Source organism: Sphingomonas sp. YR710 (assembly GCF_900101455.1).
Lineage (GTDB): Bacteria > Pseudomonadota > Alphaproteobacteria > Sphingomonadales > Sphingomonadaceae > Rhizorhabdus.
This window is the reverse complement of the sequence record NZ_FMZJ01000002.1, coordinates 69,857-94,364: the sequence shown is the minus strand read 5'-3', so window position 1 is coordinate 94,364 and position 24,508 is coordinate 69,857. Positions and strand designations below refer to the sequence as shown.

The window sequence follows — 24,508 nt, the reverse complement described above, 5'->3', positions numbered from 1 at the left end:
CGGAACAATGTTGCTCGAACCGGGAATGAGGATGGGAGCGATGATCGATCGCCGGACATTGATTGGCGCTGCGGGTGTTGCGACGGCGCTGGGTGTCGTGCTGGGCAGCCGGGCCTTCGGTGCCGATTCCGAAAAATTCGAAGTCACGCGGACCGACGCCGAATGGCGCCGGAAGCTTTCGCCGGACGCGTATGAAACCTTGCGGCATGAGGCTACCGAGCGGCCATTTACGAGTCCCTTGCTCAAGGAGCACCGCGTCGGCACCTTCCTTTGCGCGGGCTGCGATTTGCCCAATTTCGCGTCGAACACCAAGTTCGATAGTGGCACGGGCTGGCCCAGTTTCTGGCAACCCTTGCCCAAAGCGGTGGTCACGAAGACCGATTACGCGCTCGGCTACCCGCGGACCGAGGTCCATTGCCGGCGCTGCGGCGGCCATCTTGGCCATGTCTTCGACGACGGCCCTGCACCGACCGGCAAGCGCTATTGCATGAACGGCGTCGCGCTGAAGTTCGTGCCGAAAGCCTGATCGACGTTATCGTGCTTCTTTGCGCCGGCTGAGCGCGGCGATGCATGAGGCGCGGTCGATGTCTTCGCCATTCGGCAGCCGCGCATCGACATGCGTGACGATTGGCTCGGCACCGGACGACGGCGGATAGAGATAGGCGTCGAGAACGCAGAGTTTGCTCGCATATTGCAGCTTGCGCGCCGGCTCCTCGCGAACATCTTGATCGGGCGTGCCGAACAGCACGATCAGCGCGCGGGCATCGTGGCCGAGCACGCGATCGAGGCCAGCCTCCGGGCGGCTTGAGGCCGCTACCGTGGACATGGTCGCGGGGTGCGGGGAGGTTGACGGGCCGCAAGCGGCGAGCAGGGTGAGGGCCGCGAGCGGCACGATACGCAGCGAGTTCATTGCGGCGAGGGACCATCATCGTGCATCCGAAGCAAGCATGAATCGCACCCAATGAGCTGCAATCGCGGTGGATTGCCTCCTTTGCGGTCCGATTGGCGATCGTCTAGACGATGCCGATTCCCAATGCTTCTCGAGGATATCGCCGTTTTGACATCTCCTCTTTATGATATCGTCGCCATCGGCAATGCGATCGTCGATGTGATTTGCAGCAGGGATGACGAATTCGTTGCTGCACAGGGGCTGGAAAAGGGGCTGATGCGCCCGATTGCGCCCGATCGCGGTGTCGCCCTGCATGAGGCAATGGGTGCCTGTGAGGAGGTCAGCGGCGGATCGGCGGCGAATACGCTGGCGGGGCTTACGGGATTCGGCGTGCGCGCCGCGTTTGTCGGGCAGGTCGGCGACGATCGGCTGGGCCGGCTGTTCCGCCAGGACATGGCGGATCGTGGGATCGTCTTCGATACGCCGCCGCTGACCGACGGCACGCCGACCGGCCGCTGCCTGATCATCGTCACGCCCGATGGCCATCGCACGATGAACACCGCGATCGGTGCGTCGGAGTTTCTACCACAGATCGATCGCCAGCTGATCGCCGATTCGGCGGTCCTGTTCGTCGAAGGCTATATGTGGGCGACCGAGCAGCCGCGCGTAGCGGTGTGTGAGGCGATCACGATTGCGCGACACGCGGGCCGCAAGGTGGCGTTCACCTTGTCGGCGGAATGGTGCATCCGTCAGCACAGGGCCGATTTTCGCGCGCTGATCGAGAGCGGCCAGGTGGACATATTGTTCGCCAATGAGGGCGAACTGGCCGAACTGACCGGTTCCGCCGATTTCGATGCGGCGGTCGATTGGGCGGCGGCGCATGTCGGGCTGCTGATCGCGACCCGAGGCGCTGATGGCGCGATCGCGGTAGAGGGTGGCATGCGCCACACGACGCCGGCCGAACCGATCGGTCCGGTGGTCGATACGACCGGCGCCGGCGATCTGTTTGCCACCGGTGTGTTGATCGGCCTGGTGCAGGGCCGCCCGCTGCCTACCGTCCTGCGCATGGGATCGATCGCGGCGGGCAAGATCATCACGCAGATCGGTCCTCGGCTGGCGACCGGCGAAGATCTGGCTGCGCTGATGGCGGCGCGGCTCGGCTGACATCCCGGCCGTGGCCGGCCGGGATGTCTCGGACTTCACAGCAAAGGATCGATCGGGGAGTGCGGTGCGTCCTCGTCCAGCTCATGGGTTTCGACAATGCCGCGCGCGACATTGCTCATCCGGTAGCCATAGAGGAAATAGACGACGAGCCCGATCGCGGCCCAGCTGAAGAACAAGGTGATCGTGTAGTTCGACAGGCTGAAGAACAGATAGATACAGCCGAGCACCGCGAGGCTAGCCACCGGCACGACCGCAGGGGTACGGAACGGGCGACGGCGATCCGGATCCGTCTTGCGCAGCACCATCACCGCGATCGCCACCAGCATGAAGGCGAATAAGGTTCCGGAATTCGAGATATCGGCCAGCGCGCCGACCGGGAACAGGGCAGCGAAGATCGCGACGAAGATGCCGGTGATGATCGTGATCACATGCGGCGTGCGATATTTCGGATGGACCTTGGACAGGCCGGTCGGCAGCAGGCCGTCACGGCTCATCACGAAGAAGATGCGGGTCTGGCCGAACATCATCATCAGGATGACCGAGGGGAGCGCGAGCCCGGCGGCAAGGCCGAGCAGATTGCCGATCTGCGGCCATCCGATCTGGCGTAGTGTCCAGGCCAAGGCTTCCTTCGAGCAGACCACGGCATTGTCATGAATCGCCGAGCAACTCTGGGCCAGTTCGGTCGAACCCGTGGCGATGGCATGACCCGATCCGTCCAGCATCGGCTGCGCACCGACGCCGCCAATCACCCCCATCGCGACAAGGATGTAGAAAACCGTGCACACGCCGAGCGATCCGATCAGCCCGATCGGCATGTTGCGCTGAGGATTCTTGGTTTCCTCTGCGGCGGTCGAGACCGCGTCGAAGCCGACATAAGCGAAAAAGATCGAGGCGGCGGCTGCGGAAATCCCGCCGAAACCGGTTGGCGCGAATGGGTGGAAATTCTGGAGGTGCATCACCGGCAATGCCAGCACGACGAACAGCGCGAGTGCCGCGATCTTGATACCGACCAGCACCGCGTTGACCGTGGCACTTTCCTTGGTGCCCAGCACCAGCAGCCAGGTGACCAGGCCCGCAATGATTGCCGCCGGTACGTTGACGATGCCGCCATCGATTGGCCCGAGGATGAAATCCTTCGGGATGGTTATCCCGGTCATCGCCTGGAACAGTCCGACCACATAGCCGGACCAGCCGACCGAAACGGCGCCCGCCGCCACGGCATATTCGAGGACCAAAGCCCAGCCGACCATCCAGGCGACCAGTTCGCCCATGACGGCATAGCTATAGGTGTAGGCCGATCCCGATACCGGTACCATCGCCGCCATCTCGGCGTAACAGAGCGCTGCTACCGCGCAGACGAAGCCGGCGATGATGAAAGCGAGGATCATCCCGGGGCCTGCTTTTTGCGCGGCCTCGGCGGTGAGAACGAAGATACCGGTTCCGATGATCCCGCCGATGCCGAGCATTGTGAGCTGAACGGGACCGAGCGAGCGGTGGAGCGATTTCTTAGCGGCAGTGGCTAAAATGGCGTCGAGTGATTTTACGCGCCCAAAAATCATGCGGATTTCCCCTTGGAGGCCGATGTCCAAAGCATCGGCCAGTCATGGGGTTGGGAGCCTAACCGCTTATTCGCCCCGCGCAATAGGCTTGAGAGCCGGTTTGGAAATCCGCCAAAGCCGCGCTTCAAACCAGACCCTCAAGCCGGCGGGATCATCGCGCGGAACTGGCGGCCGCCGAAGATGTGAACGTGGAGGTGGGGGACTTCCTGATGTCCGTGTCCGCCCATATTGGCCAACAGCCGGTAACCGGGTTCCGAAAGCCCCGCTTGCCGGGCCACTTCGCCGACCGCGCGAACAAAGCCGGCAATTTCGCTATCCGATGCCTTGGCGCTGAAATCATCCCACGACACATAACGTCCCTTGGGGATCACCAGCAGATGAACCGGCGCCTGCGGATTGATGTCATGAAAGGCGAAGGCATATTCATCTTCATAGACTTTGCGGGACGGAATCTCGCCCCGCAGGATCCGCGCAAAGATGTTATTGTCATCATAGGGCAGGGAGGGGTCGATCGGCATCTTGGCTTTCCGGTCATGGTACGACGACGCGGATTTTGAACCCGCGAATGTTCGATGTCTATTCCGGTTTTCGGGCCGCATACTCCGCGAGGCCTGACACGCCTTCGCGCCGTTCGAGCTCGGCCATGACCGCGCTCAGCGGGATATCGGCGGCTGCGAGCAGCACGGTCAGGTGGAAGAGCAGGTCCGCAGCCTCGCCGATCACGCCTTCGCGATCGCCCGCGACCGCGGCGATCACTGTCTCGACGGCTTCCTCGCCCAGCTTCTGGGCGATCTTCGGCATGCCTTTGGAAAATAGCTTCGCGACATAGGAGGTCGCCGGATCGGCCGCGCGGCGGCCGACGATGGTCGATTCGAGCTGTTCGAGCGTATGGGTCATGACGGCGTTAAGCGCAGGCGCCACCGAAAGGTCAATCGTGCTGTTGCCCGCCTTATGGATCGCGGCGCTTGCGACTGGCGAAGCGGCCCACCAGCACGCCGAGCACGGCCAGCACCAGAATGCCGAGGCCGCCGGGCTGAGGCGTCGCTTTCGGTAGCCAGGCCGAAATGTCTTCCCAACCGGCCCACGCCGGCGACGTGATCGCAATTGCGGCCAGCAGCGCACCGCCGCGAAGCATATATTTGGCTATCATATCGCTATCCCCCATGGCGTCAGATGCCGGAACTGGTTCGGGGATAGCACAGCAAGTTGCGGGCCAAATCTGGGATTGTACGTATTTTCAATAATTTATGAAGATCGGCCTCGGGCCGATTCGCGGCCGATGTAAGATTTTCCGACTCAGGTTCGGACCGGAAGGCCCGCCTGGCGCAACGCTGCGCGGGCTTCGGCGATGCTGTGCTGGCCGAAGTGGAAGATCGATGCGGCGAGCACCGCGCTGGCCCCGCCGATCGCGACACCATCGACCAGATCGGAAAGCTTGCCGACTCCGCCGCTGGCGATGACGGGCACCGATACGGCATCGGCGACGGCGCGGGTCAGGGCCAGGTCATAGCCGTCGCGCGTGCCATCGCGGTCCATCGAGGTCAGCAATATCTCGCCAGCGCCCAGTTCGGCGAGACGCCTGGCATGGGCCACGGCATCAATGCCAGTCGGCTTGCGGCCGCCGTGGGTGTAGATTTCCCATCTGCCGGGGCCGACATTGCGCGCGTCGATCGCGCCGACCACGCATTGCGCGCCGAATCGCTCGGCCATATCGGCGCACAGTTCCGGGCGGGCGACTGCGGCGGAGTTGACGGCCACCTTGTCGGCGCCAGCCAGCAGCAGCGCCCGTGCATCCTCGGCCGTGCGCACGCCGCCGCCGACGGTCAACGGCATGAAGCAGACCGCCGCGGTGCGCGCGACGACGTCGAGAAAGGTGCCGCGGCCTTCATGACTGGCGGTAATATCGAGGAAGCAGATTTCATCGGCACCGGCCGCATCATAGACCTTGGCCTGCGCCACCGGATCGCCGGCATCGGCGAGATCGACGAAGTTGACGCCTTTGACGACGCGGCCGCCAGCGACATCGAGGCAGGGGATGATGCGAACGCGGACGGTCATGCCCGCGCGACCTTCAGCGCCTCGGCGAGATCGAGACGGCCGTCATAGAGCGCGCGGCCGGTAATCACGCCTTCGATACCGTCGCCCGCATAGGCCGCAAGCGCGTGAATATCGTCGATATCCTTGACGCCGCCGCTGGCGATCACCGGGATCGTAGCATGGCGGGCGAGCGCGACGGTCGCCTCGACATTGCAGCCCTTGAGCAGCCCGTCGCGGCCGACATCGGTGAACAGCAGGGCCGCGACGCCGGCATCGGCGAATCGGTCGGCGAGGTCGTTGATGCTGACAGTGGACACGTCGGCCCAGCCGTGGGTTGCGACGAATCCGTCGCGTGCATCGACGCCGACGACGATACGGCCTGCCAGTTCCTTCGCGGCGGCCTTGACCAGATCGGGATTTTCGAGCGCGGCGGTGCCGATGATCACGCGGTGGACGCCGAGGCCGAGCCAGCGATCGATGCCGGCGCGATCGCGGATGCCGCCGCCAAGCTGGACCTTGCCAGGAAAGGCCTTAAGGATCGATTCGACGGCCCCGGCATTGACTGCCCGGCCGGCAAAGGCGCCGTCGAGATCGACGACATGCAGCCAGTCGGCGCCCTGTTCGGCAAATCGGCGTGCCTGATCGGCTGGGTCGTCGCCATAGATGGTTGCACGATCCATATCGCCCTCGGCGAGTCGCACGACCTGCCCGTTTTTGAGATCGATCGCGGGGAAAACGGTGATTGTCATGAGTCGATCCTTATCGTCAGCCTTCGCTGGGATGACGAAAAATATTGGGAGTCACGGCCGCCACGCCAGGAACTTCTCCAGAAACGCCAGCCCGTAAGCCTGGCTCTTCTCCGGATGAAATTGCACGCCGACGACATTGTCGCGCCCCACCGCCGCCGTCACCGGCGCACCATGCTCGGTTAAGGCCAGCACGTCGGCCGGATCTGACACCTCAAATGCATAGCTGTGAAGATAATAGGCCTCGCCGGGCACGATCAGTGGGTGCGGCCGGGATGGACGGACGTCGTTCCAGCCCATGTGTGGGATCTTCAGCGCCGGATCGTGGGGCCGCATCAACCGGACGTCGCCCCCTATCCAGCCCAGTCCCGCATGGCGGCCATATTCGTGGCCCGCGTCGGCCAGCAATTGCATGCCGACGCAAATGCCGAGGAACGGCATGCCGCGACCATGGACCGCTTCATCCATCGCTGCGATCATGCCGTCGATTGCCGAAAGCGCGCCCATGCAGGCGGCAAACGCACCGACGCCCGGCAATACGACGCGATCGGCGGTGCGCACGGCATTCGGATCGGCGGTTACGTCGATCGCGCCAGCGCCGGCCGCGCGCAGCGCATTTTCCACCGATCGCAAATTGCCCGCGCCATAATCGATAAGCGCAATTCGATCACGCACCGCCAAGCGTTCCTTTGGTCGACGGCACCGAATCGGCCTTGCGCGGATCGATCGTCACCGCGGTGCGCAGCGCGCGCGCGGTTGCCTTGAAGGCGCTTTCGATGATGTGATGGTTGTTGCGGCCATAGAGCGTTTCGACATGCAGGGTGATGCCGGCCGCATCCGCAAAGGCGTGAAACCATTCGCGGAACAGTTCGGTGTCGAAATCGCCGAGTTTGGGCTGACTGAACTCGACCTTCCATACAAGATAGGGGCGCCCCGAGATGTCGATTGCACTGCGGGTCAGAGTCTCGTCCATCGGTGCATAGGCGTGGCCATAGCGAGTGATGCCCCGCCGGTCGCCCAGGGCCTTCGCCACAGCCGTACCGAGGGCGATCCCGCTATCCTCGGTGGTGTGGTGCTGATCGATGTGGAGATCGCCAACCGCCTTGACGCTGATGTCGATCAGCGAATGGCGCGACAATTGCTCGAGCATGTGATCGAGAAACCCGATGCCCGTCGCAACCTCATATATGCCCGTTCCATCAAGGTTGATCGAAACCGCGATGTCGGTTTCGTTGGTTTTGCGCGTGATCGATGCCGTCCGCATGGTCTGTTCGCTTCGCTGGCCTGAAGGTGTGGCTTTGACGCCGCACCGGAACGCCGTCGCTATAACGCGGTTCGCGCATGTGGCAACGCACGTCTTGACCCGCGCGGCCCACGCGTCCACGAAGTGGCGCATGAGCGACACAGCGCCAGATAGCCTGATTCCCTACGATGAGATCGTCCAGGAGGCGTTGCGCGCCGTGGTTGGCCGTGTGCTGGGTGAGGTCGAGAAGGGTGGCGGCCTGCCGGGGGACCATCATTTCTACATCACCTTCAAGACGCAGGCGAGCGGAGTCGAAATCCCGCGCCACTTGATGGAGCGCTTCCCTGACGAAATGACGATCGTCATCCAGAACCGCTTTTGGGATCTGAAGGTGAAGCCCGACGGTTTTGAGGTCGGTCTGTCGTTCAACCAGACGCCCTCTAAGCTCATCATTCCGTTCGCTGCGATCACCGGGTTCGTCGATCCGGCGGTCAATTTCGCGCTGCAATTCCAGGCGCAGGTCGATGATGACGGTCAGCCTGAGGTCAGCTCCGCGGGCAATGATGCCCCGACCGCGACCCCGATCGAGGACGGTTCGAACGTCGTTTCGATCGATTTCACCCGGAAGAAATAAGGAAATCTCCCCTCCCTTCGAGGGAGGGGTAAGGGGGTGGGTGCGAGCGCAGCGACCATCCGACCGCCCCGCAAATGCGCCCTCCGCGGCATAGAGCCGCGTCGGTCGCTACCCACCCCTTACCCCTCCCTTGCAGGGAGGGGAGATTGGACGGCCATGCCCGACACCCGCACCGAATCCGATTCGTTCGGACCCATCGACGTCCCGGCAAACGCCTATTGGGGCGCGCAGACCCAGCGATCGATCGAAAACTTCCCCTTCGGAACGGCTGAGCGCATGCCAATCGGTATCATCCATGCGCTGGCACTGGTAAAACAGGCGGCTGCCCGCGTGAATCGCCACCATGGGCTCGATTCGAAACTGGCCGCAGCGATCGAATCGACGGCGGCCGAGGTGGCGACGGGCGCGCTCGATGATCATTTCCCGCTGGTCATCTGGCAGACGGGTTCGGGCACCCAATCGAATATGAACGTCAACGAGGTGATCGCTGGCCGCGCGAACGAGGTGATCGCCGGCACGCGCGGGGGCAAGAGCCCCGTTCATCCCAACGACCATGTCAACATGGGCCAGTCATCGAATGACAGCTTTCCCACCGCGTTGCATGTCGCGGCTGCGCGGGCGATCGATCGCGATCTGCTGCCCGCGCTGCGGACGATGCATCTCGCGCTTGTCGGGCAGGTGGTCGCGTGGGACGATATCGTCAAGATCGGCCGCACCCATTTGCAGGACGCGACGCCGCTGACGCTGGGCCAGGAATTTTCGGGTTATGCCGCGATGGTCGAAGGCGGCATCGCCCGCACCGAGGCGGTGCTACCGCGTCTTTATCGGTTGGCGCAGGGCGGAACGGCGGTGGGCACCGGCCTTAACGCGGCACCGGGGTTCGCAGAGGATGTGGCCGCCGAACTGGCGCGGCTGACCGGCCTGCCATTCGTCACCGCGCCGAACAAGTTCGAGGCTTTGGCCACGCATGATACGTTGGTCGAGCTATCGGGCGCGCTCAACGTACTGGCCGTGTCGCTCAGCAAGATTGCCAACGACATTCGCCTACTGGGCAGCGGCCCGCGATCCGGGTTGGGTGAACTGATCCTGCCCGAAAATGAGCCCGGCAGTTCGATCATGCCCGGCAAGGTCAATCCTACCCAGTGCGAAATGCTAACGATGGTCGCGGCCCAGGTGATCGGCAATCATCAGGCGGTAACGATTGGCGGATTGCAGGGGCATCTCGAACTCAACGTGTTCAAGCCGCTGATCGGCGCGAACGTGTTGCGGTCGATCGATCTGCTCGCCACGGGCATGACGAGCTTCACCACGCGCGCGCTTGAGGGACTGGCGCCAGATCGGGCGCGAATCGCCGATCTGGTCGGCCGTTCGCTGATGCTGGTGACCGCGCTGGCCCCCGAAATTGGCTATGACAATGCCGCGAAGATCGCAAAGCACGCTCATGCGCACGGCCTGACATTGAAGGAGGCCGGGTTGGCATTGGGGCTGATCGATGAGCAAACCTTCGATCGGGTGGTGCGGCCTGAAAATATGGTCGGTCGCTGAGGTTCAGCCCTTTTTGGCCAGCACCTTCGCGAATTGGCCGACCGCCGCACCGGGGCCGGCGGGATCGTTCCACACCGCACCCGACACAGCGATGAAATCGGCGCCGGCCTCGACCAGTGGCGGTGCATTTTCGGCAGTGATACCGCCGATCGCGACGCAGGGGATTTCAAACACCGTCGACCACCAGCCGAGAATCGACGGATCGGGGTGATGCTTCACCTCCTTGGTCGTGGTCGGATAGAAGGCGCCGAACGCCACATAATCCGCGCCGGCCTCGCCGGCCTCCATCGCGAGGTGGCGACTGTCATGGCACGTGACGCCGATCTGCGCCTGCGGGCCGAGCTGCGCCCGGGCATCGCGCGGATCACCATCGTCCTGGCCGAGATGGACGCCGTCGGCGCCGAGCCGCTTCGCAAGCCCGATATTGTCGTTGATGATGAAGGCGACATCGCGATCGGCGCAGATTTTCTGGAGCGGCGGCGCGAGTTCGGCGATCGCATGATCGTCGAGCCCTTTGAGCCGCAACTGGAACGCCGCGACCGGTCCGCCATCGAGCGCGGCCGCGAGCGATTCGGCAAAGCGCGAATCGATCGAGGGCGGCGAGATCAGATAGAGCTGGCAAGCCGGACGGCGCGCATCGCGCTCGAAACGATCGGCGAAGCCGGGATCAAGCGCGATGCTGTCGTCATCTTCCTCTGGAAGATCGATCATCTACCCTCTCCCGCGTGCGGGAGAGGGAGGGGCCCGTCGCAGACGGGAGGGAGAGGGGCGCGGGCCGAAGGCTCGCGCTACGCGCTCGCCCCCTCTCCCCGGCCCTCTCCCGCAAGCAGGAGAGGGAGCAGGGGTCATTCGCCGCCCTTATAGATGTAGATGATGCGGTTGAGCATCGCCAACGCCTCTTCGCGCGGACGCTGGAAGGTATTGCGGCCGATGATCGAACCGTTGCCGCCGCCGTCGCGAATGTCGCGCGCATCCTGGTAGACCGCATCGGCGCCCTTGGCCGCGCCGCCCGAGAAGACGACGATGCGGCGTCCGGCGAAGCAGCTCTGCACGACATGTGCGACGCGCTTCGCCTGGGTCGACCAGTCGCCGCCCTCATAGGCCTTGATGGCGTCCTTCTGCTCGATGTGATCGGTCGGCAGCTTCACCTTGATGATATGCGCGCCACACAAAGCCGCGATGTGCGCGGCATAAGCGCCGACATCGAGCGCGAGCTCGCCGGCCTTCGAAAGCTCGCCGCCGCGCGGATAGGACCAGATCACCGTGGCGATACCGACGGCCTTGGCCTGCGCCGAAAGCTCTCGGATTTCCTCGATCATCTCGAAAACATTGTCCGAGCCCGGGTAGATGGTGAAGCCGATCGCCGAGCAGCCGAGCCGAAGCGCATCGTCAACGGTGCCGGTCACCGCCTGATCGATCGCGGTCGCCCAGCTGTTCGAGCTGTTGACCTTCAGGATCGTCGGGATCTGGCCGGCGAACGTGTCGGCGCCGGCTTCGAGCATACCGAGCGGCGCGGCATAAGCCGACAGGCCGGCTTCGATCGCGAGGCTGTAATGATAATGGGGATCATAAGCGTCGGGGTTGATCGCGAAACTGCGCGCGGGACCATGTTCGAAGCCCTGGTCGACCGGGAGGATTACCAGCTTGCCGGTGCCGCCGAGCTTTCCGTGCATCAGGATACGGGCGATGTTCGTCTTAGTCCCCGGATTGTCGCTTTCATAGCCGGCGAGGATCTTCTTGACCGTCGGTGTAAACGTCATTTCTGTTACGCTCCCAAAACGTGAATTGTTCGAACCAAAACCGATCCCTATCCGTCCGTCGGCCATGCCGGGCCCTTGAGCTCCAGCATATTCCCCTCCGGGTCGGTCAGATAGATGCTCGGACCCTCTCCCTCTGCGCCGTAGCGCGAAACCACCTCAACTGGCGATATGCCATGCTCCATCAGATGTCGCCTGATGGCATCTTCATCCCAAGGTGCAACCCGAAAACAGACATGATCGACGTTGCGGCCATCCTTACCCGGTGCGCCGCCACCCCTTCTGCCCAGTTCGCCGTCGACCGGTACCAGATCGATCAGCGAGGATCCCACGCGCAGCTGATATAGCCCGATCGTTTCCTGAACCTTCTCTACGACGGCACCGAGAACCTCGGTGTAGAAGCGGAGCATGGCCTGACGATCGACGATACGGAAAACGACATGGTCGATATCCCGTATCCTGATCATCTCAGGCCTCCAGCGCCTTTACGCCGGGCAGTTCGCGCCCTTCCATCCATTCGAGGAAGGCGCCGCCCGCGGTCGAGACGAATGTGAAGTCGTCCGCCACGCCGGCATGGTTGAGTGCCGCGACGGTGTCACCGCCGCCGGCGACGGAGACCAGCGATCCGCTCTTGGTGAGCGCGGCTGCGGTTTTCGCCAGCGCGACCGTCGCGGCATCGAAAGGCGGGATCTCGAACGCACCGAGCGGGCCGTTCCACACGAGCGTCCGGCAATTCTTGAGAGCATCACCGAGCGCCTCGACCGCCGCAGGGCCGACGTCGAGGATCATCTCGTCAGCGGCAACTTCATGGACGTTGACGGTGCGGACCGGCGGATTGGCGCGAAACTCCTTGGCCACCACCACGTCATAAGGCAGGTGGACGGTGCAATCGGCCTTGTCGGCGGCATCGAGGATCGCGAGTGCCGTGTCCTTCAGGTCGTGCTCGCACAGCGACTTGCCGACATCGACCCCGCGTGCGGCCAGAAAGGTGTTGGCCATGCCGCCGCCGATGATCAGATGATCGACCTTGCTGACGAGGTGGCGCAGAACGTCGAGCTTGCTCGAAACCTTGGCGCCGCCGACGACCGCAGCGACAGGATGTTCCGGCTTGCCGAGCGCCTTTTCGAGCGCTTCCAGCTCGGCCTGCATCGAACGACCCGCGAAGGCGGGCAGGATGTGGGCGAGGCCTTCGGTCGAGACATGCGCGCGGTGGGCGGCCGAAAAGGCATCGTTGACGTAAAGGTCGCCGAGCCGGGCGATCGCTCTGGCGAGTTCGGGGTCATTCTTCTCCTCGCCTTTGTGGAAGCGGGTATTTTCGAGCACGGCGATGTCGCCGGCCTTAAGCTGCGCAACGGCGGCTTCGGCCTGTTCGCCGCAGCAATCGCCGATGAAGCGAACGTCGCGGCCGAGGACGCCTTCCAGCGCGCCCGTCACCTGAGCGAGCGACATGTCCGGCTTGCGCTCTCCCTTCGGGCGTCCGAAATGGGCAAGGACGAGCACGATCGCGCCCTTGTCGGCGAGTTCGGCGATCGTGGGCGCAGCGGCCCGCAGCCGCATGTCATCCGTCACGCGCGTGCCATCCATCGGCACGTTAAGGTCCTCGCGTACGAGCACGCGCTTGCCCCGTACATCGCCGATATCGTCAAGACTCTTGAAGCTGCTCATACACGGTCCTCGATGGAGACGTTCCTCCCCGAGCTTGCGCGGGGAGGGGGACCATCCGCAGGATGGTGGAGGGGTGTGCGCGACCTTCGAATGTTCCGCAGACCTCTCCACCGCTCTTCGAGCGGTCCCCCGCCCGAGACAAGCTCGGGGAGGGGTTTGGAGTTACAGGAACTTGGCGATCGCCCCTGCGGTGTCGACCATGCGGTTCGAGAAACCCCATTCATTGTCGTACCAGCTCAGCACCCGGACCAGCTTGCCTTCGATTACGGCGGTCTCGAGACTGTCGACCGAAGAGCTGTGCGCGTCACCGTTGAAATCGATCGATACCAAAGGCTCGGTCACGAACTGGAGGATGCCCTTCAGCGGGCCGCTCTCGCTCGCCGCCTTCAGCACGGCGTTGACTTCATCGATCGAGGTGTCGCGCTTCGGCGTGAAGGTGAGGTCCACCACCGAGACGTTGGGGGTGGGTACGCGGATCGACGAGCCATCGAGCTTGCCCTTGAGTTCCGGCAGAACTTCGCCGACCGCGCGGGCGGCGCCCGTCGTCGTCGGGATCATCGACATGGCGGCAGCGCGGGCGCGGCGCATGTCGCTGTGGATCTGATCCAGGATGCGCTGGTCGTTGGTGTAGCTGTGAATCGTCGTCATCAGGCCGCGCTCGATGCCGATCGTATCGTTCAGCACCTTGGCGATCGGTGCCAGGCAGTTTGTCGTGCACGATGCATTCGACACGATCGTGTGATCGCCGGTCAGCTTGTCATGGTTGACACCGAACACGACGGTCAGGTCGACGCCCTTGGCGGGGGCCGAGATCAGCACGCGCTTGGCGCCAGCGGCGATATGCTTTTCAGCCGACGCGCGATCGGTGAAGAAGCCGGTGCACTCGAGCGCGATGTCGACGCCATTGGCGGCATGCGGCAGGTTGGCTGGATCACGCTCGGCCGAAACCTTCACGCGCTTGCCGTCGATGATCAGATCGTTGCCGTCGACTTCGACATTGCCCTTGTAGGCGCCATGAACCGAATCGCGTTTGAACAGCAGGGCGTTCGACTTGGCATCGGCAAGGTCGTTGATCGCCACCAGCTCGAGTCCGCTCTCCGGACGCGCGAGAATGGCCCGTGCCACCAGACGCCCGATACGCCCGAAACCGTTGATCGCAACTTTCACTGCCATGCCGAAATACTCCTCAGTTCGTTAATGCACCCATGATCCGGGGTGCGAGTTTGTCCGCGGTCAATCCGAAATGATCGTACAGCGCCTTAACCGGCGCCGAGGCACCGAAACTGTCGAGCCCGAAGCGCAGGCCCTTGCGGCCGACATAGCGCTCCCAGCCAATCGTCGTACCCGCTTCGATCGATACCAACAGGGCGTCGGCTGGCAGAATCGAGTCGCGATAGGCATCGGTCTGCGCGTCGAAGCGCTCCCAGCATGGCATCGAGACGACGTCGGCACCGATACCTGCCTCCTCGAGCTTCGCGGCCGTGGCCATCGCAATCTCAACCTCCGAGCCGGTGGCGATCAGAACGACCCGGCGCACCGCGGTGGCGGGCTTAAGGCGATAGGCACCCTTGGCCGAATAATTCTCCGAAATATCGGTGCGCAGCTGCGGCAGGCCTTCACGCGACAGCGCGAGCAACGACGGGCCATCGCCCTTTTCGAGCGCCAGCGCCCAGCATTCGGCGGTCTCGATCACATCGCACGGACGATAGACATCGAGGTTTGGCATGACACGCAGGCTCATCAAGTGCTCGACGGGCTGATGGGTCGGGCCGTCCTCGCCAAGGCCGATCGAATCATGGGTCATCACATAGATGACGCGCTGCTCCTGGATCGCGGACAGTCGGATCGCGGCGCGGCAATAGTCGGAGAACACCAGGAAGGTGCCGCCATAGGGAATGATGCCGCCGTGCAGCGCCATCCCGTTCATTGCGCAGCCCATCCCGAACTCGCGAATGCCATAATAAATGTAGCGGCCGCTATAATCGTCGGCGGTGAAGGGCGCCTGGCTCTTGGTCTTGGTGTTGTTCGATCCGGTGAGATCGGCCGATCCGCCCAAGGTCTCGGGCAGCTGGTCGTTGATCGGACCGAGCACCATTTCGGATGCCTTGCGGGTGGCGACCTTCTGCGGGTTGGCGATCAGATCGGCAAGATAGGCATCGAGCGAGAAATTCGTCGGCAGCTTGCCGGCCATGCGGCGCTCGAATTCGGCTCTGTCGGCGGATGCCACCAGCCGGCCTTCCCAACCGCTGCGTACGGCCGCGCCACGGGCGCCGGCTTTCGCCCAGGCTGCAGCGATATCTGCCGGAATCTCGAAAGGTTCGGATGTCCAGCCCAGCGTTTCGCGCGCCGCCGCCACCTCGGCGGCGCCAAGCGCGGAACCATGGGTGGCCGAGGTTCCCTGCTTGTTGGGCGCGCCAAAGCCGATGATGGTGCGACAGGCAATCAGCGACGGGCGCGGATCGGCCTTCGCAGCCTCGATCGCACGATTGATGTCGTCGGCATCATGGCCGTCGCATGAAACCGTATGCCAGCCGGTCGCGGCATAGCGCGCAAGCACGTCCTCGCTCGACGAGAGCGAGACGGCACCGTCGATCGTGATCTTGTTATCGTCCCACAGGACGTTGAGCCGACCGAGCTTGAGATGCCCGGCCAGGCCGATCGCTTCGTGATTGATGCCCTCCATCAGGCAGCCGTCGCCTGCGATCACCCAGGTATGATGATCGACCAGGTCGTCGCTGAAGCGAGCGTTGAGATGCCGTTCGGCGATCGCCATGCCAACCGCGGTGGCGAGTCCAGAGCCGAGCGGCCCGGTGGTCGCCTCGACGCCCGCGAGCTCGAAATTCTCCGGATGGCCGGCGCACGGGCTGGTCAGCTGGCGGAAATTGCGGATGTCGTCGATCGTCGGGCGGGCATAGCCGGTCAGATGCAGCAATGCGTAGATCAGCATCGATCCGTGGCCGGCCGACAGGACGAAGCGATCGCGATCGGCCCATTTGGGCTGCGACGGATCATATTTGAGATGGCGGGTGAATAATTCGGTCGCGACGTCGGCCATGCCCATCGGCATGCCGGGATGACCCGAATTGGCGGCCTGAACGGCATCCATGGACAGCGCTCGAACCGCATTGGCGAGCTGTCTCGGGGTGATCGTCATTCAGAAGGCCTTTTGTAATGTCGGACAGATATAGGATTTGATGGGCGATATGCGCATCGCCCGCGTCCCTTTGTCGCGCTATTACCGTATCGTCAACCGCGCGCGCCGCTTGCCGCGCTCGATCAGCCTGCTATTTGCAGTATCAGATGACTGATCGACGCCTGATATTAGCGCTGGGAAGACTGGAGCGTGCCTTGGCCCGGGTCGAGGCCGGAATCGAGACTGCGCCTCAGCCGATGACGCATGACGAGAGTGAGGCGCTGTTTCGGCTGGCCGAGCGCCACCGCACATTGCGCGAGACGACCGAATCGGCGATCGAGCGGATCGATCGCTTGTTGGGTATGGATTGATGGCAGACGTCGAAGTCTCGGTAGGCGGGCGCCGCTACAAATTGTCCTGTCGTGATGGTGAGGAAGATCAATTGCGCGCGCTTGCTCGCGTCGTAGATCAAAAGGCGGCCGACATCAGCAAGGCGCTCGGCGAAATGACCGAGGCGCGCACGTTGCTGTTGAGCGCGCTGTTGATCGCTGACGAGCTGAATGATGTGCGAGGGGCCGCCGCAGTGATTCGTAACGAATCGCCTGCGGACGTTGCGCCCGATCCGGCCTATGCCGTCGCGATCGAGCGAATCGCCGAACGGGTGGAGCGCCTGGCGGTGCGGCTGGAAGGCGTTGCCGAATAGCGGGGACGACCAAATTACGGTGGGCCTTGAGCAATGGGCGCAGCCGTCCTATCTAGTCCTTGGCGGGTACTGCCCGGCACGAGCTTAGCGAAAATCCCTGAGGCGATTCTTCATCCATGGGAGCTGTCCCTGATCGGATCCTGGTCTGATACACATGGCCCCCACCTGACGTACCTGGCGTCAGTGGATATTCCGGAAAACGACCATGGCGGTCCCGCCACCCCGCCAGGCCTCTTATGACTTCTTCTCGTGAGACAAAGGCAGCCCTGCGCATTGCGCTGCGCGCGCGCCGGGATGGCTATGTGCGGAATCTGGCGGACGGAGAACGCGTGCGCCTGGAGGAACGGGCCGCAACGTCCTTCGTCCGATGGCTGGAGCAATCATGCTGCGTTTCTGGATATCTGGCGATTGGCAGCGAGTTCTGTTGCCTGCCGGTGCTCCGCGCCGCCGCCGCCGCCGGATTGGAAACAGCTTTGCCGCATGTCACGCGGCGTGACGTGCCGATGCGGTTTCTCGCATGGTCGCCCGGTGATTTGCTCGAGCCGGGCCCCGCGGGCTTGCTTCAACCGGCAACCGATGCCCGCGAAGTCTTGCCTGATCTGATCGTCACGCCGCTGCTCGGCTTCGATGCCGGGCTCTGGCGAATCGGCCAGGGCGCGGGTTTCTATGATCGCGGCTTTGCGGCTATGCCGCACGCCAGGCGGATCGGTGTCGGCTGGTCGATCCAGCAGGTCGCGGAGATTCCGCGCGATCCATGGGATGAACGGCTCCACGCGATCGTAACCGAGGGCGCCGTGTTCGAAGGCGAAAACGTGTGACAAACCCCAGTTGGCGCAAGCCGTTCGGAATGTTCCTGATCCTGTTGATCATTGCCGTCTGGGCGGCCCTGGTTCTGCAGATCGCGCCTCTTATTGCGGTATTGCCGCAGCTGGTGCAGGCCATCGTCTATCTCGTTTTGGGGATGGCGTGGATCCTGCCCCTCAAGCCGCTGCTCGCCTGGATGGAAACCGGGCATTGGCGTCCTTAAGGACAGCGCGAGCGGATTTCGGCCTGCGTTAACCTGATGTAATCGAACCCTGACCTAAGTAGGAACCCTGGTCAGGGATGTATCGCCGTGCGCGCAGAGCGAATTATCGAGTCACATGCCGAACGCGAAGAATGGCGCCGTCTCTTTGACAAGATCGGCAAGCTGCTGTTCGATAATGGTTTGCAACCGAACCCCATCAATTTCGAACTTTGCCACCGCTATCTGACAGGCCGTGACCGCGATCTTATCGCGATGGTCGATCGCGCGATTCGCGAGGGAGGCGGGCTGACGGGCAAGGCAGTCGAAACGATCATGGCGCAACGCGATTCGCGTATGTCCGCCGATGACCTCGAACGGATGACAGTCGATTTCAGCGGCGTCATCGATCATGCCAGCGCCATTGTGTCGCGATCGGGCCAGGACGCCCGAAATTACGGGGCTGCGCTTGCGAGCACGGCTGCCGTTCTCGAAGATGGGGCGCACCTGACGCCGACGGTCGACGCGTTGATGGGGCTCACCCGCTCGATGATCGACAAGGCCCGAGCTGCCGAAGGCGAGCTGCAGCGCACCGAGATCCAGATGAAGGCGTTGCGGGACGATCTGGCCGTCGCGCAGCGAACGGCGAACAGCGATCCCCTGACAGGGTTGCCGAACCGCAGGGCGTTCGATCAGCATTTGCGCGCGGCACTTGAGCGGGCACGCCGGACCCGGTCGTCATTGTCGCTGGCGATCTGCGACATCGATCATTTCAAGATCTTCAATGATACGCACGGGCACCAGATCGGTGACGAAGTGATCAAATTTGTCGGCACGTCGCTGGCGCGATCGGGCCATGCCGATATGTTCGTGGCCCGCTATGGCGGCGAAGAATTTGTTGCCGTCTTCGAAAAGCTGGCCCCAACCGAGGCTGGCACCTTGCTCGACAAGGTACGCGCGGCGATCGCTTCGCGTGAACTGAAGGTCACCAACACGGGCCAATCGCTTGGCAAGCTCACATTTTCGGCCGGGATCGCAGCGTTCGAAAGCCATGATTCGCCAGGTTCGATCCTGAAGCGCGCTGACGAAGCGCTCTACCGCGCGAAGGAAGCAGGCCGAAATCGCGTGCTTATTGCGGATTGAGCGATTTGCCGTAACTGCTCCCTCTCCTGTAAGGGCAACGACATAGCCTCGCTCGTCGTTCCGCATATGGATGGTGCAAGATGAAACGCCCCGGCAATTTTCGCTCCATTCATCGACACGGATTCGTGCGTGTGGCGGCGGGAACGCCGGCCGCCAGCGCGGGCGATGTCGGCACCAATGCCGATGCGCTGATCACGCTCGCACGACGGGCAGGGGCGGAGGCGGTCGATCTGCTCGTCCTGCCGGAACTTGCACTGTCCTCCTACGCGATCGACGATCTCCACCTGCAGGATGCCCTGCTCGATCGGGTTGAAGCCGAGCTGGGCCGGATCGTCACGGCGTGCAAGGATCTGCCTACCATATTGCTGGTTGGTGCTCCGATCCGGCGTGTGGGTCGACTCTATAATTGTGCGGTGGTAATCGCGCGGGGTCGTATTTTAGGCGTGGTGCCGAAGAGCTTCCTCCCAAATTACCGCGAATATTATGAAAAGCGCTGGTTTGCTCCTGGTGCCGGGCTGTCCGGACTCGACATGCTGTTGTGCGGCCAGACGGTGCCGTTTGGCCCCGATCTGATCTTTGCTGCGGATGATCTTGTCGATTTCACTTTCCACGTCGAAATCTGCGAAGATTATTGGGCGCCAATTCCGCCATCGTCGCTTGGAGCGCTGGCCGGTGCGCTGATCCTGTGCAACCTTTCGGCATCGAACATCATCATCGGGAAGGCGCGCGAGCGCGCACTGTTGGCGGCGGCCCAGTCGGTGCGGTCGATCGCCGCTTATGCCTATTCGGCCAGCGGTCCGGGCGAAAGCACCACCGATCTGGCTTGGGACGGCCAGGCGATGATCCACGAACTGGGTACCGTCGTCGCCGAGTCGCGGCGATTCGCAACGGCATCCGATTTGATCGTCGCCGATATCGATGTCGAACGGCTGCGGCTCGAACGGATGCGCAACGGTACATTTAACGATGCGGCGGCGGCGGCGGGGCATCCCGAAAGGCACTTCAGGCGGATCGTCTTCGGCCATCGGCCCGATTTCGCCGATGTCGGACTGCGCCGGCTGGTAGCGCGTTTCCCGTTTGTGCCCGACGATATCGAACGGCTCGACGCCGATTGCTATGAGGCGTTCAACATTCAGGTGGCGGGCCTTGCCACGCGGATGGCCGCCAGCCGCAGCGAAACTCTGGTGATCGGCGTGTCGGGCGGGCTCGATTCGACGCATGCGCTGATCGTTGCCGCCAAGGCGTGCGACCGGCTCGGCCTGCCGCGGACCGCCATTCTGGGCTATACCATGCCCGGTTTCGCCACTGGCGAGGCGAGCAAGGGCTATGCGTGGGCGCTGATGACGGCGCTCGGCATCACTGCCGCCGAACTCGATATCCGGCCGGCGGCGCGGCAGATGCTTGCCGACATGGACCACCCGTTCGCGCGCGGCGAACCGCGTTATGACGTGACGTTCGAAAATGTGCAGGCCGGGTTGCGCACCGATTATTTGTTCCGGCTCGCCAATCAGAAGCGCGGTATCGTTGTTGGCACCGGCGATCTGTCCGAGCTTGCTCTGGGCTGGTGTACTTATGGCGTCGGCGATCAGATGAGCCATTATGCCGTCAATTGCGGCGTACCCAAGACGCTGATCCAGTTCCTTATTCGCTGGTCCGTACGCACCAGTCAGTTCAACGCTGAAACCGATGCTGTCCTGACCGGCATCCTTGGCGCCGAGATTTCGCCCGAACTCGTACCGGCGGGTGACGATGGCAAGATCCAGAGCACCGAATCGAAGATCGGGCCTTACGAACTGTGCGATTTCTTCCTGCACCATGTCGCACGTCTGGGGCTCAGGCCATCGAAGATCGCCTTCCTGGCGTGGCATGCGTGGCAGAATGCCGATGCCGGACTCTGGCCGATCGAGTTTCCTGCGAATCTGCGCAACAGTTATGATCTGCCGACGATTCGGCGCTGGCTGGAAAGCTTCCTGTTTCGCTTCTTCGAAATCAGCCAGTTCAAGCGGTCGGCGATCCCCAACGGCCCCAAGGTGTCCGGAGGTGGTAGTCTCTCGCCGCGTGGCGATTGGCGGGCGCCTTCGGACGGAACGGCGCGCGTGTGGCTTGAGGAACTGGCTGAGGCACTGGAAGGCGAAGCGTAGAGCCCGCCGGGGCCTTTTTATTGGCATCCGGAAAATGAAAGGCCCGGTCTCCTCGCGGAGACCGGGCCTTCAATTGATACCGCGCCGAGGCGCGATGATCAGGAAAGCGGCGTCAAGTTGACCGCAGCATATTTGCCACGACGATCGACCTCAAGCTCGAATTCCAGGCGATCGCCTTCGTTCAGATTGGTCATGCCGGCGCGTTCGACGGCCGAGATGTGAACGAAGGCATCGGGCTGTCCATCATCGCGCTGAATGAAGCCGAAGCCTTTCATCGCATTGAAGAACTTGACCGTGCCGGTTGCCTTTTCGCCGGTAAGCTGGCGCGTCGGCGCACCGCCGCGCGGAGCGCCGTCACGGGGGCCACGATCTTCGCGTTCACGCGGAGGACCGCGATCCTCGACCGCCATCGGTTCGCCATCGATCTTGAGATCGGTAGCCGACACGCGGCCGCCGCGATCAACCAACGTGAATTCCAACGGCTGGCCTTCCGCGAGACCGGTCAGACCGGCCTGCTCGACCGCGGAGATGTGAACGAAAACGTCCTCGCCGCCATCATCGCGCACGACGAAGCCGAAGCCCTTTTGCGAGTTGAAGAATTTGACGACGCCTTTGCCTTCGCCGATCACCTGGGCGGGCATGCCGCCGCGGGGACCACCGCCACCGCCGCCGCCGCCGCGGAAACCGCCACCGCCGCCGCCGCCGAAGCGATCACCGCCCCCGCCGCCACCGCCGAAGCGATCACCGCCGCCGCCGAAACGATCGCCGCCGCCACCGCCGAAGCGATCACCGCCCCCGCCGAAACGATCACCGCCGCCGAAGCCGCCACCGCCATAGCCACCGAAGCTTTCGTCACCGAAGCTATCGCGCTTGTCCCTGCCGCCGCGCTGGCCGCGCCGCCCTCTATCGAAACTCATGCCGTCAAAGTCTTCCCGAATGTCGCCCCGTTACGTCGAAAGGCGAATGCGCCGGGCCAGCGCACGAACCTTTCGGCGCGCAAAATCAGTCACGCCAAACACTTGCCATAAAGCAAAAGTCCCGATCCTGCGAGCAGTTTTGCTCGAAGGCGCGCGGCAATATGGTGCAAACTGTAGCTGGAACGATTGTGTTACCGTTATTTCGGGCAATTTTGCGCGAATATCCAACGATATTGCCACGCGGCGAGATTCAAAACGCGCGCCGATTCGGTCCCCTGCCGGCATGAAGCGTAAAGGAAGACTGGCAAGGCGGTTGAGCCCCGCGGGGTTGCGGCCTATGCGTGCGCAATGACCATATATCTCCACCAGGAAGACCTGCCGCCGGATGTCCTCGCCCCGGGATCCATTGCTATCGATACAGAAACAATGGGGCTCCAGACGCCCCGGGATCGGCTGTGCCTCGTCCAGATTTCGGATGGGCGGGGTGACGAGCATCTGGTGCGCTTTGCCGCCGGCAGCGATTATGCGGCGCCCAATCTGCGGGCAGTGCTCGCGGATCCGGCGCGGCTCAAGCTCTACCATTTCGCCCGTTTCGATCTGGCGGCGATCCGCCATTATCTGGGCGTCGTGGCAGCGCCCGTCTATTGCACGAAGATCGCTTCGCGACTGATTCGGACCTACACTGACCGTCACGGATTGAAGGAACTCGTCCGCGAACTGCTGGGCCAGGAAATCTCGAAGCAGCAGCAGACATCGGATTGGGGCGCCCCCGAGCTTTCGGATGCCCAGAAGGAATATGCGGCTTCGGACGTGCGCTATCTGCACGCCATGAAGGTGAAGCTTGACGATCGGCTGATTCGCGAAGGGCGAATGGCGCTGGCGCAATCCTGCTTCGATTTCCTGCCCGCCCGCGCCGAGCTCGATCTGGCCGGCTGGCCGGAGATCGATATTTTCGCGCATGTCTGAACTTGCCGACCGCGTCCGCACGCAGCGGCAGGTTTGGGCCGTTCCCGGCAGCAGCCACGATCGGTTGATGGCGATCATGCGGCTGGCGCTGCCGGCGGCGATCCTGATCCTGATCATGTTGCTGGCATTGGCGCCGTTGACGGTGGGCAGCGATATCAGCTTCGTTCTGTCCAAAGATCGCGTGGAGTTGGCCCGCGAGCGGATGCGTGTGACGCGCGCCACCTATCGTGGCGAGGATTCGAAGGGGCAGCCGTTTCAGCTGACGGCGGGTTCGGCGGTGCAGGTGACATCGCGCGATCCGGTGGTGAAGTTGACCAGCCTCGCCGCGCAGATACAACTGCCGGACGGTCCGGCAACGATCAATGCTGGCCGCGGCCGATATGACATGGACAGCGAAAAGGTGAATATCGACGGACCGGTGCTGTTTCGCGCCGCCGACGGCTATCAGATGCAGACCCGCGACGTCGGCATCGACCTCGTGACGCGCATGGTAGCGAGCGAGGGCGCGGTCGATGGGACGATGCCGTTGGGCACGTTTACCAGCGATCATTTCACTGCGGACCTGACCAACCGTATCGTTGTGCTCAAGGGGCGCGCGCGCTTGCATATCGTGCAGGGCCAGTCCAAGGCAGCGCGATGATCAGCGGGGTTTGGAAGGCAGTTTCGATGGTGCGCGCTCTGTTCGCGATGGCTTTGTTCGGCATGGCCATGGGCGCGCATGCCCAAGGCGTATCTGCCCTGAAAGGGCACGACAGTAATGCGCCGGTCGATTTTTCGGCCGATCGCATCGAATTGCAGGACCGCGCCGATCGCGCCATTCTTTCGGGCAATGTCGACGTTCGTCAGGGCGACATGACGCTGACGTCGGATCGGATGACGATTGCATATACGTCCGCCGGGCACACGCAGGTCAATCGCATGGATGCGAGCGGCGATGTCGTTCTCAAGAGCCGGACCGAAACCGCGCGGGCTCAATTCGCCATCTACGATCTGCAAAAACGGTTGATCACGATGATCGGGGGCGTTGTTCTAACCCGTCCAGGACAAGGTGACACGCATGGTGGGCGCCTGATTTTCAACCTGAATACGGGGATGGCGACGATGGACGGCGGTGTCGTTGCCGGTGGCGCCAATGGCCGGGTGACGGGGCGCTTCACCCCGCCGGCCCGCACCGGAAACTGATATTCGGACGACTCTGGCGATAATCGCGGCATGCATGAAGCTTGCCAGTTTCCACGCGTCGCGGCTTTCGCTAATTGAGGG

Annotated in this window: 30 protein-coding genes; 13 read left to right on the top strand and 17 right to left on the bottom strand. The window is 63.1% G+C overall.

Going from position 1 to position 24,508, the window contains the following annotated elements; all coding sequences use genetic code 11:
• The first annotated feature begins 40 nt into the window (after window positions 1-40).
• Window positions 41-526, top strand: coding sequence for a peptide-methionine (R)-S-oxide reductase MsrB (msrB, locus tag BLS13_RS02855; protein WP_093450126.1), 486 nt, complete (start codon window positions 41-43; stop codon window positions 524-526).
• Window positions 527-532: 6 nt separating this feature from the next.
• On the opposite strand, the gene BLS13_RS02850 is transcribed toward msrB, so the two are convergent.
• Window positions 533-910 (bottom strand): hypothetical protein, encoded by a 378-nt coding sequence (locus BLS13_RS02850; protein WP_093449660.1) that lies wholly within the window; start codon window positions 908-910, stop codon window positions 533-535.
• Window positions 911-1,057: 147 nt separating this feature from the next.
• On the opposite strand from BLS13_RS02850, the gene BLS13_RS02845 reads away from it, so the two are divergent.
• The gene (locus BLS13_RS02845) at window positions 1,058-2,053 is read left to right on the top strand and encodes an adenosine kinase (protein WP_093450125.1); all 996 of its coding nucleotides are present in this window, start codon (window positions 1,058-1,060) and stop codon (window positions 2,051-2,053) included.
• A 35-nt stretch (window positions 2,054-2,088) separates the two neighbouring features.
• Here the strand turns inward: BLS13_RS02845 and BLS13_RS02840 are convergent, their stop codons facing one another.
• The 8 genes from BLS13_RS02840 to hisB form a co-directional block, all read right to left on the bottom strand.
• On the bottom strand, window positions 2,089-3,612 hold the full coding sequence (locus tag BLS13_RS02840) for an amino acid permease (protein WP_093450123.1): 1,524 nt from the start codon (window positions 3,610-3,612) through the stop codon (window positions 2,089-2,091).
• A gap of 137 nt (window positions 3,613-3,749) precedes the next feature.
• On the bottom strand, window positions 3,750-4,130 hold the full coding sequence (locus BLS13_RS02835; protein WP_093449659.1) for a histidine triad nucleotide-binding protein: 381 nt from the start codon (window positions 4,128-4,130) through the stop codon (window positions 3,750-3,752).
• Between the two features lie 58 nt (window positions 4,131-4,188).
• The gene (locus BLS13_RS02830) at window positions 4,189-4,509 is read right to left on the bottom strand and encodes a phosphoribosyl-ATP diphosphatase (RefSeq protein WP_093449657.1); all 321 of its coding nucleotides are present in this window, start codon (window positions 4,507-4,509) and stop codon (window positions 4,189-4,191) included.
• 52 nt (window positions 4,510-4,561) lie between these two features.
• Window positions 4,562-4,762, bottom strand: coding sequence for a hypothetical protein (locus BLS13_RS02825; protein WP_093449655.1), 201 nt, complete (start codon window positions 4,760-4,762; stop codon window positions 4,562-4,564).
• Window positions 4,763-4,908: 146 nt separating this feature from the next.
• Window positions 4,909-5,670 carry an imidazole glycerol phosphate synthase subunit HisF gene (gene hisF, locus BLS13_RS02820; protein WP_093449653.1) on the bottom strand — a complete coding sequence of 254 codons (762 nt, stop codon included), beginning with the start codon at window positions 5,668-5,670 and terminating at the stop codon, window positions 4,909-4,911.
• Window positions 5,667-6,398: a 1-(5-phosphoribosyl)-5-[(5-phosphoribosylamino)methylideneamino]imidazole-4-carboxamide isomerase gene (gene hisA, locus BLS13_RS02815; RefSeq protein ID WP_093449652.1), complete on the bottom strand. Its 732-nt coding sequence runs from the start codon at window positions 6,396-6,398 to the stop codon at window positions 5,667-5,669. Before hisA ends, hisF begins: the two co-directional genes overlap by 4 nt.
• 51 nt (window positions 6,399-6,449) lie before the next feature.
• Window positions 6,450-7,070: an imidazole glycerol phosphate synthase subunit HisH gene (gene hisH / locus BLS13_RS02810; protein WP_093450122.1), complete on the bottom strand. Its 621-nt coding sequence runs from the start codon at window positions 7,068-7,070 to the stop codon at window positions 6,450-6,452.
• Entirely contained in the window at window positions 7,063-7,659 is a 597-nt protein-coding gene (hisB, locus tag BLS13_RS02805) for an imidazoleglycerol-phosphate dehydratase HisB (RefSeq protein ID WP_093449650.1), read from the bottom strand. The genes hisH and hisB overlap by 8 nt, the downstream gene beginning before the upstream one ends.
• A gap of 130 nt (window positions 7,660-7,789) precedes the next feature.
• Here hisB and BLS13_RS02800 point away from each other — a divergent pair, with 130 nt between their 5' ends.
• The gene (locus BLS13_RS02800) at window positions 7,790-8,272 is read left to right on the top strand and encodes an SspB family protein (RefSeq protein WP_093449649.1); all 483 of its coding nucleotides are present in this window, start codon (window positions 7,790-7,792) and stop codon (window positions 8,270-8,272) included.
• A gap of 156 nt (window positions 8,273-8,428) precedes the next feature.
• Window positions 8,429-9,817, top strand: a complete 1,389-nt coding sequence (gene fumC / locus BLS13_RS02795) for a class II fumarate hydratase (RefSeq protein WP_093449647.1) — start codon at window positions 8,429-8,431, stop codon at window positions 9,815-9,817.
• Between the two features lie 3 nt (window positions 9,818-9,820).
• Here fumC and thiE read toward each other — a convergent pair whose 3' ends face one another.
• From thiE to tkt, 6 genes are all read right to left on the bottom strand, one after another.
• Window positions 9,821-10,528 (bottom strand): thiamine phosphate synthase, encoded by a 708-nt coding sequence (gene thiE, locus BLS13_RS02790; RefSeq protein WP_093449646.1) that lies wholly within the window; start codon window positions 10,526-10,528, stop codon window positions 9,821-9,823.
• A gap of 134 nt (window positions 10,529-10,662) precedes the next feature.
• Window positions 10,663-11,577 carry a class I fructose-bisphosphate aldolase gene (locus BLS13_RS02785; RefSeq protein WP_093449644.1) on the bottom strand — a complete coding sequence of 305 codons (915 nt, stop codon included), beginning with the start codon at window positions 11,575-11,577 and terminating at the stop codon, window positions 10,663-10,665.
• Window positions 11,578-11,624: 47 nt separating this feature from the next.
• A complete protein-coding gene (locus tag BLS13_RS02780; RefSeq protein ID WP_093449643.1) occupies window positions 11,625-12,041 on the bottom strand; it encodes a VOC family protein in 417 nt (138 codons plus the stop codon).
• 1 nt (window position 12,042) lies between these two features.
• Window positions 12,043-13,239 carry a phosphoglycerate kinase gene (gene pgk / locus BLS13_RS02775; protein WP_093449641.1) on the bottom strand — a complete coding sequence of 399 codons (1,197 nt, stop codon included), beginning with the start codon at window positions 13,237-13,239 and terminating at the stop codon, window positions 12,043-12,045.
• Window positions 13,240-13,401: 162 nt separating this feature from the next.
• Window positions 13,402-14,412 (bottom strand): type I glyceraldehyde-3-phosphate dehydrogenase, encoded by a 1,011-nt coding sequence (gap, locus tag BLS13_RS02770; protein WP_093449640.1) that lies wholly within the window; start codon window positions 14,410-14,412, stop codon window positions 13,402-13,404.
• A 13-nt stretch (window positions 14,413-14,425) separates the two neighbouring features.
• Entirely contained in the window at window positions 14,426-16,393 is a 1,968-nt protein-coding gene (gene tkt / locus BLS13_RS02765) for a transketolase (protein ID WP_093449638.1), read from the bottom strand.
• A gap of 146 nt (window positions 16,394-16,539) precedes the next feature.
• Here tkt and BLS13_RS20240 point away from each other — a divergent pair, with 146 nt between their 5' ends.
• The 4 genes from BLS13_RS20240 (at window position 16,540) to BLS13_RS02750 (ending at window position 18,102) form a co-directional block, all read left to right on the top strand.
• On the top strand, window positions 16,540-16,743 hold the full coding sequence (locus tag BLS13_RS20240) for a hypothetical protein (RefSeq protein ID WP_143011851.1): 204 nt from the start codon (window positions 16,540-16,542) through the stop codon (window positions 16,741-16,743).
• Window positions 16,743-17,075, top strand: coding sequence for a cell division protein ZapA (locus tag BLS13_RS02760; RefSeq protein WP_093449636.1), 333 nt, complete (start codon window positions 16,743-16,745; stop codon window positions 17,073-17,075). The genes BLS13_RS20240 and BLS13_RS02760 overlap by 1 nt, the downstream gene beginning before the upstream one ends.
• A gap of 236 nt (window positions 17,076-17,311) precedes the next feature.
• Window positions 17,312-17,893 carry a 5-formyltetrahydrofolate cyclo-ligase gene (locus BLS13_RS02755; protein ID WP_093449634.1) on the top strand — a complete coding sequence of 194 codons (582 nt, stop codon included), beginning with the start codon at window positions 17,312-17,314 and terminating at the stop codon, window positions 17,891-17,893.
• Window positions 17,890-18,102: a DUF2842 domain-containing protein gene (locus BLS13_RS02750; RefSeq protein ID WP_256325680.1), complete on the top strand. Its 213-nt coding sequence runs from the start codon at window positions 17,890-17,892 to the stop codon at window positions 18,100-18,102. Before BLS13_RS02755 ends, BLS13_RS02750 begins: the two co-directional genes overlap by 4 nt.
• A gap of 111 nt (window positions 18,103-18,213) precedes the next feature.
• Here BLS13_RS02750 and BLS13_RS20945 read toward each other — a convergent pair whose 3' ends face one another.
• On the bottom strand, window positions 18,214-18,492 hold the full coding sequence (locus BLS13_RS20945; RefSeq protein ID WP_256325679.1) for a hypothetical protein: 279 nt from the start codon (window positions 18,490-18,492) through the stop codon (window positions 18,214-18,216).
• Between BLS13_RS20945 and BLS13_RS02745 the strand changes: the two genes are divergently transcribed.
• Together BLS13_RS02745 and BLS13_RS02740 are read left to right on the top strand one after the other, a co-directional pair.
• Complete coding sequence (locus BLS13_RS02745) at window positions 18,460-19,221, top strand: GGDEF domain-containing protein (RefSeq protein WP_256325678.1); 762 nt, start codon at window positions 18,460-18,462, stop codon at window positions 19,219-19,221. The genes BLS13_RS20945 and BLS13_RS02745 overlap by 33 nt on opposite strands.
• Before the next feature lie 80 nt (window positions 19,222-19,301).
• Window positions 19,302-21,362 carry an NAD(+) synthase gene (locus tag BLS13_RS02740; RefSeq protein ID WP_093449630.1) on the top strand — a complete coding sequence of 687 codons (2,061 nt, stop codon included), beginning with the start codon at window positions 19,302-19,304 and terminating at the stop codon, window positions 21,360-21,362.
• A 98-nt stretch (window positions 21,363-21,460) separates the two neighbouring features.
• Here BLS13_RS02740 and BLS13_RS21150 read toward each other — a convergent pair whose 3' ends face one another.
• Entirely contained in the window at window positions 21,461-22,279 is an 819-nt protein-coding gene (locus BLS13_RS21150) for a cold-shock protein (RefSeq protein WP_093449628.1), read from the bottom strand.
• A 348-nt stretch (window positions 22,280-22,627) separates the two neighbouring features.
• Between BLS13_RS21150 and BLS13_RS02730 the strand changes: the two genes are divergently transcribed.
• The 3 genes from BLS13_RS02730 to BLS13_RS02720 are packed head-to-tail and all read left to right on the top strand — an operon-like array spanning window position 22,628 to window position 24,427.
• Window positions 22,628-23,245, top strand: a complete 618-nt coding sequence (locus tag BLS13_RS02730; protein WP_093449627.1) for a ribonuclease D — start codon at window positions 22,628-22,630, stop codon at window positions 23,243-23,245.
• Window positions 23,238-23,885, top strand: a complete 648-nt coding sequence (gene lptC, locus BLS13_RS02725; protein ID WP_093449626.1) for an LPS export ABC transporter periplasmic protein LptC — start codon at window positions 23,238-23,240, stop codon at window positions 23,883-23,885. The genes BLS13_RS02730 and lptC overlap by 8 nt, the downstream gene beginning before the upstream one ends.
• Complete coding sequence (locus tag BLS13_RS02720; protein WP_256325677.1) at window positions 23,882-24,427, top strand: LptA/OstA family protein; 546 nt, start codon at window positions 23,882-23,884, stop codon at window positions 24,425-24,427. Before lptC ends, BLS13_RS02720 begins: the two co-directional genes overlap by 4 nt.
• Window positions 24,428-24,508 lie beyond the last annotated feature (81 nt).

Excerpts from the sequence above, each read along its gene's own strand:
- msrB (WP_093450126.1), top strand. The coding sequence starts at position 41 with ATGATCGATCGCCGGACATTGATTGGCGCTGCGGGTGTTGCGACGGCG.
- BLS13_RS02850 (WP_093449660.1), bottom strand. The coding sequence starts at position 910 with ATGAACTCGCTGCGTATCGTGCCGCTCGCGGCCCTCACCCTGCTCGCC.
- BLS13_RS02840 (WP_093450123.1), bottom strand. The coding sequence starts at position 3,612 with ATGATTTTTGGGCGCGTAAAATCACTCGACGCCATTTTAGCCACTGCC.
- BLS13_RS02835 (WP_093449659.1), bottom strand. The coding sequence starts at position 4,130 with ATGCCGATCGACCCCTCCCTGCCCTATGATGACAATAACATCTTTGCG.
- BLS13_RS02830 (WP_093449657.1), bottom strand. The coding sequence starts at position 4,509 with ATGACCCATACGCTCGAACAGCTCGAATCGACCATCGTCGGCCGCCGC.
- BLS13_RS02825 (WP_093449655.1), bottom strand. The coding sequence starts at position 4,762 with ATGATAGCCAAATATATGCTTCGCGGCGGTGCGCTGCTGGCCGCAATT.
- hisF (WP_093449653.1), bottom strand. The coding sequence starts at position 5,670 with ATGACCGTCCGCGTTCGCATCATCCCCTGCCTCGATGTCGCTGGCGGC.
- hisA (WP_093449652.1), bottom strand. The coding sequence starts at position 6,398 with ATGACAATCACCGTTTTCCCCGCGATCGATCTCAAAAACGGGCAGGTC.
- hisB (WP_093449650.1), bottom strand. The coding sequence starts at position 7,659 with ATGCGGACGGCATCGATCACGCGCAAAACCAACGAAACCGACATCGCG.
- BLS13_RS02800 (WP_093449649.1), top strand. The coding sequence starts at position 7,790 with ATGAGCGACACAGCGCCAGATAGCCTGATTCCCTACGATGAGATCGTC.
- fumC (WP_093449647.1), top strand. The coding sequence starts at position 8,429 with ATGCCCGACACCCGCACCGAATCCGATTCGTTCGGACCCATCGACGTC.
- thiE (WP_093449646.1), bottom strand. The coding sequence starts at position 10,528 with ATGATCGATCTTCCAGAGGAAGATGACGACAGCATCGCGCTTGATCCC.
- BLS13_RS02785 (WP_093449644.1), bottom strand. The coding sequence starts at position 11,577 with ATGACGTTTACACCGACGGTCAAGAAGATCCTCGCCGGCTATGAAAGC.
- BLS13_RS02780 (WP_093449643.1), bottom strand. The coding sequence starts at position 12,041 with ATGATCAGGATACGGGATATCGACCATGTCGTTTTCCGTATCGTCGAT.
- pgk (WP_093449641.1), bottom strand. The coding sequence starts at position 13,239 with ATGAGCAGCTTCAAGAGTCTTGACGATATCGGCGATGTACGGGGCAAG.
- gap (WP_093449640.1), bottom strand. The coding sequence starts at position 14,412 with ATGGCAGTGAAAGTTGCGATCAACGGTTTCGGGCGTATCGGGCGTCTG.
- tkt (WP_093449638.1), bottom strand. The coding sequence starts at position 16,393 with ATGACGATCACCCCGAGACAGCTCGCCAATGCGGTTCGAGCGCTGTCC.
- BLS13_RS20240 (WP_143011851.1), top strand. The coding sequence starts at position 16,540 with ATGACTGATCGACGCCTGATATTAGCGCTGGGAAGACTGGAGCGTGCC.
- BLS13_RS02760 (WP_093449636.1), top strand. The coding sequence starts at position 16,743 with ATGGCAGACGTCGAAGTCTCGGTAGGCGGGCGCCGCTACAAATTGTCC.
- BLS13_RS02755 (WP_093449634.1), top strand. The coding sequence starts at position 17,312 with ATGACTTCTTCTCGTGAGACAAAGGCAGCCCTGCGCATTGCGCTGCGC.
- BLS13_RS02745 (WP_256325678.1), top strand. The coding sequence starts at position 18,460 with ATGACAGTCGATTTCAGCGGCGTCATCGATCATGCCAGCGCCATTGTG.
- BLS13_RS20945 (WP_256325679.1), bottom strand. The coding sequence starts at position 18,492 with ATGATCGATGACGCCGCTGAAATCGACTGTCATCCGTTCGAGGTCATC.
- BLS13_RS02740 (WP_093449630.1), top strand. The coding sequence starts at position 19,302 with ATGAAACGCCCCGGCAATTTTCGCTCCATTCATCGACACGGATTCGTG.
- BLS13_RS21150 (WP_093449628.1), bottom strand. The coding sequence starts at position 22,279 with ATGAGTTTCGATAGAGGGCGGCGCGGCCAGCGCGGCGGCAGGGACAAG.
- BLS13_RS02730 (WP_093449627.1), top strand. The coding sequence starts at position 22,628 with ATGACCATATATCTCCACCAGGAAGACCTGCCGCCGGATGTCCTCGCC.
- lptC (WP_093449626.1), top strand. The coding sequence starts at position 23,238 with ATGTCTGAACTTGCCGACCGCGTCCGCACGCAGCGGCAGGTTTGGGCC.
- BLS13_RS02720 (WP_256325677.1), top strand. The coding sequence starts at position 23,882 with ATGATCAGCGGGGTTTGGAAGGCAGTTTCGATGGTGCGCGCTCTGTTC.